Annotated in this window: 9 protein-coding genes; 7 read left to right on the top strand and 2 right to left on the bottom strand. The window is 68.7% G+C overall.

The window, feature by feature from the left end:
- Nucleotides 1–204 precede the first annotated feature (204 nt).
- Both ABZS58_RS50320 and ABZS58_RS50315 read left to right on the top strand, forming a co-directional pair.
- On the top strand, nucleotides 205–819 hold the full coding sequence (locus ABZS58_RS50320; protein WP_354791879.1) for a GNAT family N-acetyltransferase: 615 nt from the start codon (nucleotides 205–207) through the stop codon (nucleotides 817–819).
- Nucleotides 816–1,826, top strand: a complete 1,011-nt coding sequence (locus ABZS58_RS50315) for a hypothetical protein (protein ID WP_354791877.1) — start codon at nucleotides 816–818, stop codon at nucleotides 1,824–1,826. The genes ABZS58_RS50320 and ABZS58_RS50315 overlap by 4 nt, the downstream gene beginning before the upstream one ends.
- A 268-nt stretch (nucleotides 1,827–2,094) precedes the next feature.
- Here ABZS58_RS50315 and ABZS58_RS50310 read toward each other — a convergent pair whose 3' ends face one another.
- Nucleotides 2,095–2,562, bottom strand: a complete 468-nt coding sequence (locus ABZS58_RS50310) for a VOC family protein (protein WP_354791876.1) — start codon at nucleotides 2,560–2,562, stop codon at nucleotides 2,095–2,097.
- A 372-nt stretch (nucleotides 2,563–2,934) separates the two neighbouring features.
- Between ABZS58_RS50310 and ABZS58_RS50305 the strand changes: the two genes are divergently transcribed.
- Together ABZS58_RS50305 and tkt are read left to right on the top strand one after the other, a co-directional pair.
- Nucleotides 2,935–4,152 carry a D-alanyl-D-alanine carboxypeptidase gene (locus tag ABZS58_RS50305; RefSeq protein ID WP_354791874.1) on the top strand — a complete coding sequence of 406 codons (1,218 nt, stop codon included), beginning with the start codon at nucleotides 2,935–2,937 and terminating at the stop codon, nucleotides 4,150–4,152.
- A gap of 117 nt (nucleotides 4,153–4,269) precedes the next feature.
- Nucleotides 4,270–6,333 carry a transketolase gene (gene tkt, locus ABZS58_RS50300; protein WP_354791872.1) on the top strand — a complete coding sequence of 688 codons (2,064 nt, stop codon included), beginning with the start codon at nucleotides 4,270–4,272 and terminating at the stop codon, nucleotides 6,331–6,333.
- An 86-nt stretch (nucleotides 6,334–6,419) separates the two neighbouring features.
- On the opposite strand, the gene ABZS58_RS50295 is transcribed toward tkt, so the two are convergent.
- Complete coding sequence (locus tag ABZS58_RS50295; protein ID WP_354791870.1) at nucleotides 6,420–7,055, bottom strand: hypothetical protein; 636 nt, start codon at nucleotides 7,053–7,055, stop codon at nucleotides 6,420–6,422.
- A 574-nt stretch (nucleotides 7,056–7,629) separates the two neighbouring features.
- On the opposite strand from ABZS58_RS50295, the gene ABZS58_RS50290 reads away from it, so the two are divergent.
- The 3 genes from ABZS58_RS50290 (at nucleotide 7,630) to ABZS58_RS50280 (ending at nucleotide 11,129) form a co-directional block, all read left to right on the top strand.
- Nucleotides 7,630–9,402, top strand: coding sequence for a cellulose binding domain-containing protein (locus tag ABZS58_RS50290; protein WP_354791868.1), 1,773 nt, complete (start codon nucleotides 7,630–7,632; stop codon nucleotides 9,400–9,402).
- Between the two features lie 741 nt (nucleotides 9,403–10,143).
- Nucleotides 10,144–10,482 (top strand): hypothetical protein, encoded by a 339-nt coding sequence (locus ABZS58_RS50285; protein ID WP_354791866.1) that lies wholly within the window; start codon nucleotides 10,144–10,146, stop codon nucleotides 10,480–10,482.
- On the top strand, nucleotides 10,479–11,129 hold the full coding sequence (locus ABZS58_RS50280) for a nucleotidyl transferase AbiEii/AbiGii toxin family protein (protein ID WP_354791864.1): 651 nt from the start codon (nucleotides 10,479–10,481) through the stop codon (nucleotides 11,127–11,129). Before ABZS58_RS50285 ends, ABZS58_RS50280 begins: the two co-directional genes overlap by 4 nt.
- Nucleotides 11,130–11,220: the final 91 nt, after the last annotated feature.

Raw genomic sequence — 11,220 nt, 5'->3', positions numbered from 1 at the left:
CCTGCCACAACGCTCACGCAGTAGTCACTGGAGAGCCCGTTGCCGGGACAACTGGCACGGCGGGTTCGGGCCGGGGGCCGCTGGAAAAGGACCTGCACCACAGGCACCTCGCCAGCGGCCTACCGGTGCGATGCCAGGTACGTACGCTCGCGTTCCTGGCTTGTCGTCGTCGGTCTGTGACGACAGGCCGGTAGCGTCCCCGCCGTGCCGTTGACTCCTGCATTGACGGTCCTTGAAGGCCGCTTCGTCCGTCTCGAGCCCCTCGCCCGGTCCCATGTCCCCGCCCTGTTCGCAGCGGGCGGCAGGGACGAGGAGGTCTGGCGCTGGCTGAGCGCGCCGACTCCCCGTTCCGAATCAGATCTGCGCGAGATCGTTTCCAGGCGCCTCAAGGACGTCGAGGACGGGAAGCGGGTCGCGTTCGCTGTACTGGGCCGCGAAGAGGGTGCGGCGATCGGCACCACGAATCTGCACAGCTGGCATAGCGCCGACGGCCGCATCGAGATCGGTGGCACATGGTTCGGCCGGAAGTGGTGGCGTACCGCAGCGAACACCGAAACCAAGCTCCTGACGATGACCTATGCGTTCGAGACGCTCGGCTACACAACCGTCGTCTGGCGCGTCGGTTCGGGGAATCTCCGCTCACGAGAAGCGATCACGCGCATCGGGGCCACCCTGATCGGCCCCGAACCGGCCGCCGCCGCCGAGCCGGGCCTCCTCCTGTACACGATGCGCCGGGCCGAGTGGCCGGCAGCGAAGGCCCGCCTGTCCGAACGCCTGGGCGGCGGCGGGTCTGTCAAGCGCACTAGCATTTCGGCGTGAGCGGTGACGAGCGCGACGGTCGCGCCGAGCGTTGTCGGGCGGGGGCGGACGGCGTTGCGGTGCTCGCGCGTGGACTGGCTCGCCTGGTTGATCTGCCGACGAGTGAGGAGCTTGCCGGCGTGTTGGCCGGCGCTGGCTGGGATCCTGGTGCAACCGGGCGGCGTGACGTGTTCGTGATGGATGGTGTCAGGGCGCGTGTCCGAACCGACTGGACTACCGCCACCGTGTCCGTCGTGCTTGCCGAGCTCGGGAGCCCTGGCGACCTCGAATGGGACGACTTCGACGACGCCGCGGCCTACCATGCGGCCGTCGACCGGTTGTATGACGACTTGCGCGACGACGCCGAGGCGATGGTGAGCATCATCGTTGACCGGCTCGCGCTGGAGCCGGCCGATCCCCTCGCATTGGATCCGCGCGCTGATTACGGAAGTCGGGTGCGGCTGCGGGCAGGGCACTGGGCGGTGACCGTGGCGGCGGTGCAGGAGGACACCGACCTACCGCTGACGGTGGAGGTCGACCTGACATACGGCGCTGACCTGCCCGGCCGGCTGGCCCAGCTGACGGGACCCGTGCCCTGCCCCGGACCGGTCGACTGGCCAGCGGTGTCGGCCCGGATCGGCGTCGAACTGCCGGAGGGCTACCGCTGGCTCATGGAGCAGTACGGTCCCGGCACGTTCGACGGCTACCTGACGTTCACCCCGCCCGCGGCGCTGCCGCGGCCTGCACCAGGTCCGCTCGCCGGCGTGCTGCGGATCGGGACGGCGTGGTCACTGCCGGTCGCCACGACCGCCGACGGGGTGGTGGTGTCGCTGCTCGGGGCTCCGAACTGGAACGACGCCTGGCATGGCCTGCGAATCACCGGCCCGGACACGGCACCATGGGACGTCACCACCGGCCTGCTGTACTTTCTGGTGCTTGTCCTGTCCGGGAAGTACCCGGTGCCGCAGTTCCCTCCCACGTTCCCGAACGCGTCACCCCGATTCAGCGCCACCCCACCCACGACCTGACACCACCGCTGACCGCGACCGAACCGCTCCCGCACTACCGCTGGGCCGGCGCCCAAACCGTGCGCATGCGCAGGGCGACGACGCGGAGATGTGGCCGCGTTACGGGTGGACCGGTCGCGCAACAAAGTTGACCTTGGAGACTTTGGCTCGTTCTGGGCTGTCACCGCCCACAGATGCCGGTCGCCCGTCAGTCGAACACCGCGCGCGAACTCGGCGGCGGATCACGAAGCCTATTCCAGCTGTTTCCGCTGGTCGGTCGGCGTCGTGTTCAGTCCACCTTGTCAGTCTGCAACAGAGCCGTGCCTCGTGCCACGATGTCGTGGAGCGGCATGTCGTACATGTGGGTGAGGAACACCCACACATGGCCGAATGGATCTTTCAGCATGATGGTTCGGTCGCCGTAGAACATGTCCGTTGGCGGCTGCATTGACGTGGCTCCGGCAGTTACGGCGCGGTCATAGAGGGCGTCGACGTCATCGACGTAGACGTGCAGCCCTACGGTAGTGCCGCCGGCGACATGCGGGGAGACGAACGGCTTCTCGGCGTCACCCAGCATCACCACCGACGTGCCGATGCGCAGTTCGGCGTGCAGGATTCTGCCGTCTGGATGGGCGATACGCATCAGCTCCTCAGCGTCGAACGCGGCGACGTAGAACTCCGCCGCCGCGCGAGCTCCGTCGAGCATGATGTGCGGGATGGCGGCGTATCGGTAACGATCCGGGATGACAGCAGGCACGTCTGTCTCCTTCTGGTTCGGAATCCTGTCGAAGCTCGACCGTAAGCGCTCAAGTGCGCTTCAGGTCAAGCGCTAGCCCGGAGCCACCGCTGCACCGAACTGGTATTCGCCATGCTCGCTGGCGAATGGGCCGGGAATCGTCGCTGAAACAGACCCGGGACGGTCGCAAGCGGTTGCCCGGCTCGTCGCAGGCCGCCCTCACAGGCTCAGTGTTTCAGCAGCATCGTGCCTCAACCAAGATCGCCATAGGGAGGTTCGGATGTTAGCGGACGGCGACATCGGGTAGCGCGCACTGCCGCGCTCATGCCGCGGCTTGACCTTTGAGTGATCTGTCGTGGGGGGTTCGGGTTGGTCAAGACCAGTGTGGAGCCGGTGGTCGCACCGCCGCAGGCTCGTCGTCGACGGCTGTGGCTGTCCGTGACCGTGGCGGTCACGGTGCTCGCCGCAGGCGGATTCATCGCATTCAGGCTGGCCCGTTCGGTGCCGGCGCCGAAGATCGTGCAGACCGCACCGCAGACGTACGCGATCCCGGGCGTTCCGCCGGTGCTGCCGTGGCCGCAGGCGGGGCAGGCGGCGGTTGAGGTTGACGGACTCGGCAGGCTGGGCACGTCCGGCGATGCACGACCCGTGCCGATCGCCAGCGTCGCCAAGGTCATGACCGCGTACCTGGTCCTGCGGGACCATCCCCTGCGCGTGGACGAGGACGGCCCGACGCTGACCGTCTCGGCTGAGGAGGCCGCCGCCTATCCGAGCCAGCTGGCCTCCGACCAGTCGCTGGTCCGAGTGATCGCCGGCGAGGTGCTCACCGAACGGCAGGCCCTGCAGGCCCTGCTCCTGCCCTCGGCCAACAACATCGCCCACATCCTCGCCCGGTGGGACGCCGGTAGCAGCGACGCGTTCGTCACCAAAATGAACCAGGCCGCAGCCCAGCTCGGGATGACAGACACGCGGTACACCGACCCGTCCGGGCTCGCACCGTCCACCGTCAGCACCGCCGCCGACCAGGTAACCCTGGCCCGGGTGGCGATGCGGCTACCGGTACTGGCGCAGATCGTGGCGATGCCGCAGGCCACGCTCCCCGTGGTCGGGCAGGTCAGGAACGTCAACACCATGCTCGGCAAGGACGGGGTCGTCGGCATCAAGACCGGCTCCACCGATGAGGCCGGCGGCTGCCTGCTCTTCGCGGCTGAGATCTCCGCGGAAGGGCAGCGGTTCTGGCTCATCGGCGCCGTATTCGCACCCGGCCCGAGCATGGCGGACGCTTTCGCGGCCAGCAGTCGCCTGATCCAGGCCGGCAGCGGACTGCTGCACAAGTACCGGGTCGTGCGGGCCGGCGAGGTTGTGGCGACCGCCCGGGGACCGATGGGCAGGAAGACGACCCTCGCCGCAACCGGCGACGTGGACGTGCTCGGCTGGCCCGGCCTGACCTACCGGATCGACACCCTGGCCACCGTGCCGGGCCACGTCGGGGCGGGGACCGGTGTCGGCACGCTCAAGCTCACCGCCTCGGCCGCTGCCGTGACCACCTCCCTGCAGACCACCGCCGCGCTCGCACCACTCAGTTGGTGGGAGCGGTTCGCACGCGGGTGAGTGACAATCGCTCGGTCCGGGTGAGCCTGTCGAGGCACTGTGGATATTGGTTGGTACGGAACGGCTCGGGACGTCGGCGCGCTGACCCTTGGCGTGGGAACGAGGGAGGTCGGGTAGATGACGACCACGACAACCGATCTGGACACGCTGTCCGTCAACACGATCCGTGGCCTGTGCATGGACGCGGTCCAGCGGGCGCAGTCCGGGCATCCGGGCACGCCTATGGGGATAGCGCCGGTCGCATACACGCTCTGGCAGCGGTTCCTGCGGTTCGACCCCGCCGATCCGATCTGGCCCAACCGGGACCGGTTCGTGCTGTCCGAGGGCCACGCTTCGACCCTGCTGTGGTCGCTGCTGCACCTGGCCGGGGTGCGGGCGGTCGACCCGGACTACGAGGTGCTCGGCCGTCCCTCGGTGACCCTCGATGACCTCAAGACGTTCCGCCAACTCGACTCGCGCTGCCCCGGTCATCCCGAGTACCGGTGGACCAGCGGAGTCGAGAGCACCACCGGGCCGCTCGGCCAGGGCGTGGCGACCTCCGTCGGAATGGCCATCGCGGGTCAATGGCTGGCGGCCCGGTACAACCGGGACGGCTTCCCGCTCTTCGACTTCAACGTGTACGCGATCGCCGGGGACGGCGACATGATGGAAGGCCTCTCCGCGGAGGCCGCCTCGTTCGCCGCTCACCAGCGGTTGTCCAACCTGTGCTGGATCTACGACTCGAACCGCACGACGATCGAGGGCCACACCGACATCACGTTCACCGAGGACCTGGCCGAGCGCTTCCTGGCCTACGGCTGGAACGTGACGACCGTCGCGGACGCCAACGACCTCGACTCCGTGCGGCGGGCGCTGCACAGCTTCCTGGCCGAACACGAGCGTCCCACGCTGGTCCTGGTGCACAGCCACATCGGGTACGGCTCGCCGGTGGAAGACACCGCGACAGCGCATGGCGAGCCGCTCGGCGCAGACGCCGTACGGGAGACCAAACGGTTCCTCGGCATGCCCGAGGATGCCGACTTCTACATCCCGGACGACGTGTACGACTGGTTCGCGCAGGGCGTCGGCGCCCGGGGTGGCAGGGCCCACGCCGCCTGGCGGTCGAGCTTCGAGGCGTACCGCGGGGCGTATCCGGAGCTGGCCGACGAGATCGAGCGGATGCAGCGACGGCAACTGCCGTACGGATGGCAGGATGCGCTGCCCACCTTCCCGGCCGATGGGAAGGGGATCGCCACCCGTGACTCCTCCGGCCAGGTGCTCAACGCGCTCGCCCAGGCGGTGCCATGGGTGCTGGGCGGCTCAGCTGATCTCGCCCCGTCCACCAAGACCCGCCTCACGTTCCCCGGAGCCGGCGACTTCCAGGCCGACGACCGCTCCGGACGCAACTTCCACCTGGGTGTCCGCGAGCACGCCGCCGCGGCCATCGCCAACGGGATGGCGCTGACCAAACTCCGCCCGTACTGGTCGGGCTTCCTGATCTTCTCCGACTACGCCCGCCCGGCGATCCGGCTGTCGGCGTTGATGGAGATTCCGACGCTGCACATCTTCAGCCACGACTCGATCGGGGTCGGCGAGGACGGACCCACCCACCAACCGGTCGAGCAGCTCGCCTCGCTGCGGGCCATGCCGGGCCTGCTGGTGTTCCGACCGGCCGACGCGAACGAGGTCGTCGAGACCTGGCGGGTCGTCGCCGGACTGCGTCGGGAGCCCGCGGCGCTCGTTCTCTCCCGGCAGCCGCTGCCCACGTTGGACCGGAGCCGGCTGGCCGCCGCGAAGGGGGTCGCGATGGGTGGGTACGTGCTGGCCGACGCGCCCTCCGGCGACCCGGACGTCATCCTGCTGGCCACCGGCTCGGAGGTGGCGCTCGCACTCGCGGCGCGCGACGAGCTCAGCGCCGGCGGCATCGCGGCACGGGTGGTGAGCATGCCGTGCTGGGAGCTGTTCGACCGGCAGCCACGCCAGTACCGCGACCAGGTGCTGCCTCCGGCGGTACGCGCCCGGGTCGCCGTGGAGCAGGCGTCGACGCTCGGCTGGGAACGGTACGTCGGAGACGCCGGCGCGGTCGTCGGCATGCACACGTTCGGCGCCTCCGCACCGCTCAAACAGCTGCTGAGGAAGTTCGGATTCACGCCGGAACAGGTATCGCAGGTCGCGCGGGAACAGGTGGCCGCGAACGCATGACCGCGCGTCGGGTCCACGCCCCGTCGCGACGAGGCCAGGCGGGGACGATGTCACCACGCCTGGCCGTCGTCACCGTCTGCCGTCGGTCACGGCTGGAGCATGCGCAGCGGACCCTGGGTGGGCGCGAAGTTCTTCGTGCTCAACGCCTGCACGCCCGCGGTGTGGTCGCCGTTGAACGGCGTGAGCGCACCCGAGCAGCCGGCGGCCTTCGCATCCGCCGGCGAGTTGAACCACAGCCCGAGGTGGTACTGGTGGACCGGGCCCGTCGCCGGGTTCGTCGAGGCGTCCGGGATCGGCGAGGTGTGCACCACGGGCGCCGTGGTGGAGCCGGGCGCCACGGTGAACGTCTCGATGCTGAACCGGCCGATGAACGTGCCCTCGGCCTTGCCCTTGCGGTTCGTGTCCAGGTCACCCTGGTACCAGGACAAGCCGAACGGCGCGTTCGGCACCTGGATGACGAACAGATCGAACTCGGTGTTCTTCGGCAGGCCGCTCGCTTCGATCTTCATCTCCTCGACCGGCCCCTTCGACCGGACCTTGACCGAGGCCTTGGCGTTGGGCAGGCAGCCCGGGCCCGCCATCTCCGAGGCCGCCGACCGGACCATCTTGAACTCGATCCTGGTGTGCTTGGTGCTGGTGGCGACTGCTGCCGCGCCGCCCGCCGCGATGATCATTACCGCGGTGCCGACGATGACGGCCGCACGGCTGAAATGCTTCTTCATGTCTTGGCCTCCCTGTGTGTCGAACTCTTGTGTCGGTCTCTCTCAGGACAATTACGGGTGAATCTGGGCAGGCGCGATCGACCCACCTTCATGGCGGGGCATGCAGGAAACGGGCAATGATGATCGCGCGAATCGGACCACCGGAGAGCAGCACCGAATTGGCGTGCAACAAAGCGCGCCTGCGTGTGCGGAAGTGCGATCCGGTAACCGATTGACCGGTTGGCAAGCCGGACGACGGCGCTCTCTTCGCCTTGCGGTCGGGCCCACGGACAAGGTACCCCATGGGAACTTGCTGGGAGTTGGTGTCACTTCTGAGAAGTAAGGCGGTATTGCGGTGCATGCCGCCTCACCTGTCAGACGTCACCCGCGTCACGGCGCGGCCGCTGTCCGCTGAAACTTTCCAACCTCGCCGATCGGTGTGACCTGCCGCGCGGGACTGCGATCGCACGGACGGCCGAGCGGCGAACGATCGCGCGGCGGGTAAATCCCGTAGTGGCGTCGGCGTTCGCCGCTGTTCAGGGAGGCACCCTTGCCGTGCTGACCTACCGGCGGTTCTCCAAATAACGATTTTTCCATGCTGTTTATTGGTTCGGGATTTTGTCATCGTCTATCGATTGCAGCGGTTGACACCGACGACGAGAAGGACGAGGACATGAGAAACCATCAGCATGAGCCGGTGATCGGCGACAGAAGTGTGTTGGGTCGACGGGCCGTCCTGACGGCGATGGGCGCGGTGCCGGTCCTAGCGGTCACGGCGTCGGTGTTCCACGCCCCGGATGCCGAGGCCGCGGCGGCAAATGTCAATCCGTCGTCGCCGCGGCAGACGATCCGGGGCTTTGGCGGTATGGCGCACGCGGCCTGGATCGGCGACCTGACGGCCGCCCAGCGGGACATGGCGTTCGGCACCGGGGAGGGCCGGCTCGGCTTCTCGCTGCTGCGGATTCCGGTCGGCGAGAGCCAGTCGGCCTGGAGCCGTGATCTCGCGACAGCGAAGCGCGCGGTGGAGCTCGGTGCGACCGTCTTCGCGTCGCCGTGGAACCCGCCCGCGAGCATGATCGAAACGTTCACCCGTGGCAGCCAGACCAACGCGAAACGCCTCAAGTACAGCGCGTACGGCGCCTACGCCCAGCACCTGAACGACTTCACCACGTACATGCGCAACAATGGGGTGAACCTCTACGGCATCTCGGTGCAGAACGAACCCGACTACGCGACGGACTGGACATGGTGGACCTCCGCCGAGATCGTGCGCTTCCTGCGGGAGAACGCCGGCGCGATCAGCACCAGGATCATCGCGCCCGAGTCCTTCCAGTACGTGAAGTCGATGTCCGACCCGATCCTCAACGACGCCACGGCGCTGGCCAACGTGGACATCATCGGCGCGCACCTCTACGGCACGTCGTACGCGAACTTCCCTTACCCGCTCTTCAAGCAGAAAGGCGCGGGCAAAGAGCTGTGGATGACCGAGGTCTACTATCCGAACAGCTCCGACTCGGGGGACCTCTGGCCCCAGGCGCTCGACGTGGGCGAGCACATCCACCACGCCATGGTCGACGCTGAGTTCCAGACCTACGTCTGGTGGACCATCCGGCGCAGCTACGGCCCCATGCGCGAAGACGGCCAGATCAGCAAGCGCGGCGCCATGATGGCCCACTTCGCCCGGTTCGTCCGCCCCGGATACGCGCGGATCGACGCTACGGCCAACCCCACGGCTAACGTCTTCGTCTCGGCGTACCGCGGCGGTAACACCGTCGTCATCGTCGCCGTCAACAAGAACACCTCGCCGGTGACCCAGCAGTTCACCCTGGCGAACACCACCGCCTCCGGCAGCGTCGCGAACTGGCTCACCGATGCCAGCCGCACCGTGGCGCCGCAGAGTGGGCTGAACATGACCAACGGCTCGCTTACCGCCACGCTTCCCGCCCGCAGCGCGATGACCTTCGTGACCAGCATCAGCAGCACCCCACCGACCAGTCCTTCGGTTCCCGTCTCCCCGAGCCCCTCGCCCAGTACGTCACCCAACGGCGGTGCGGGTCCCCGCGTCACGTACACGATGAGCACCTGGAACAGTGGCTTCACCGCCACGATCAGCATCACCAACACGGGCACGTCGACGATCAACGGCTGGACGCTCGCCTTTGCTCTGCCCTCCGGCCAGTCCATTACGTCCGGCTGGAACGCCACCTTCTCGCCCTCGAGCGGCCAGGTGAGCGCCCGCAACGTCAGCTACAACGGCACGCTCGCCCCGGGCGCGACCATCGAGATCGGCTTCCAGGCCACCCACACGGGCAACCCTGCCGAACCGACCGCCTTCACCCTCAACGGCATCCCCTGCACCGTGGCCTGATCGGAATGTGAAGGGACCCGCCGACGCCGACCAAGCGCCGACATGTCGAGCGTGCCGAACGTGTCGCGACTCGGCAGCCGATGGATGGTCTTCCACCTCCATCCGAAATGACAGCGTCTCGTGGCGCAATTGCCCGACCACCACAGGTCGACGCCGTGCGTCGGGCCGGGAGCACGGCGAGCAGGGATCTGCCGTGGACGGTGGCGGACTGCACGTCGGACCATGGAATGAGGACGGCCTGGGCGTGGGTGGTGCCGATCTCGACGCCGGTGTGGGTGATCCGGACCCGGTGAGGGCGGCGGACCATCTTGACGAACAGGACGCTGAGAGCGAGGGACGCCACGAGCGGTGCCTGCGGGGTGAGCCAGAAGTCGGCGGCGCCGGCGAGTGAGGCGCCGGCCAGGAGGCTCACGGCCGTCATGACGGTGGCGAAGACGGCCCAGACGCCGACGGCCGTGGCGACCATCAGGATGGCGGTGCGGGGCGGGGCGCTGCGGAAGGTCGCGGCGTCGACGGTGGGGGACAGGGGCGTCATCGCGACATCATGCGCAGCGGCGGCAGGGCCGGGCGTCCGCCGAACGGCGCTGGGCAGGCGCCCGGGCCGCGACCGGACGGCCGGGTCGCGGCGCCGGTCAGGGGACACGGCACCGCCGAAGGGAACAAGCGTGGCGGGAGCACGCGGGGGCTCGGGGTGGTGACCGGCGGTACACTACCGCCAACAGGACCAGGGAAGGGCCGGGCATGCAGGACGAGTCGGATCCGGGACGCGTCGCGTTTCTCGCGCGGCCGCACCGTCCCGCGCTCGTCTCGCGGACGCTGACCGAGCTGCGCGGGCCGGTCCGCGGCGTGGTGGAGCTGCCGCAGCGGCTGATGTGGAATCCGCGTCGGGACTTCGACCTGGACAAGCCCGACCTGCTGCTGTGGATGTATGAGAACGTGCTGCGCGAGGCGATCCGCGTCGAGGAGCTGCGGCGCTGGGTCAACGGGCGGCGGCTGGTCAGGGTGTGGCCGGAGCTGAATCTGCCCCGCGGCGTCCGCCTCGCGTGGGAGGCCCGCCACCAGCCGTTGCGGCTGCGGTGACAGCGGGCACGACCGATCCGTTCTACACCGAGGTCGCCAGGATCGCGCTCGCCGTGGGGGAGCGGCACGGGTTTGTGCTCGGGGGCGGGTTCGCGTGGCTGATGAGCGGGCTGGTGTCCCGGCCGACCGAGGACGTGGACCTGTTCACCGACACCGACGGCGGCGCGGGCCGGGCCGCCGACGCCGTCCGTCAGGCGCTGCAGACGGCCGGGTACACGGTCGAGGTCGAGGAGGCCGACGACCTGCTGGAGCTGTTCGCCGGGTTCGACCAGCGGGAGTTCACCGTCGGCGACGGCAGCAGGACGGTCCGGTTGACGCTGAGCAGGCTCGACCGGTCGGAGAGTCCGGTGATGATGGACGTCGGGCCGGTCATGCACCGCGACGACCTGATCGCGACGAAGGTGGCGGCGCTGGTCAACCGGCGGGAGGTCCGCGACTACATCGACGTCGCGGCGGCGCTGCAGCACTACGACGTGCGGCAGCTGCTGGACCTGGCCCGGCGGCAGGACCCAGGGCTCGAGGACGACGATGTCCACGCCGCGGGCCGCTACCTGGACCGGCTCGACGACGGCCGGTTCGCCTACTACGGGCTGACGCCCGAACGGGTCAGCGAGCTACGCCAGCGCCTGCGCGACTGGCCTCGCTAGTGCTGTGTCCAGTAACGTTGGCCGGGTTTTGTCGTACCCCTGTGCTTGGGTGTCGGTATGCCTCGACGCCGGGATCCTGACGCGGTTCGGG

The organism is Dactylosporangium sp. NPDC005555 (genome assembly GCF_040605635.1).
In the GTDB taxonomy this organism is placed as follows: Bacteria; Actinomycetota; Actinomycetes; order Mycobacteriales; family Micromonosporaceae; genus Dactylosporangium.
This window is presented reverse-complemented; position numbering and strand designations above follow the sequence as displayed.

Excerpts from the sequence above, each read along its gene's own strand:
- tkt (WP_354791872.1), top strand. The coding sequence starts at position 4,270 with ATGACGACCACGACAACCGATCTGGACACGCTGTCCGTCAACACGATC.
- ABZS58_RS50295 (WP_354791870.1), bottom strand. The coding sequence starts at position 7,055 with ATGAAGAAGCATTTCAGCCGTGCGGCCGTCATCGTCGGCACCGCGGTA.
- ABZS58_RS50290 (WP_354791868.1), top strand. The coding sequence starts at position 7,630 with ATGCTGTTTATTGGTTCGGGATTTTGTCATCGTCTATCGATTGCAGCG.
- ABZS58_RS50285 (WP_354791866.1), top strand. The coding sequence starts at position 10,144 with ATGCAGGACGAGTCGGATCCGGGACGCGTCGCGTTTCTCGCGCGGCCG.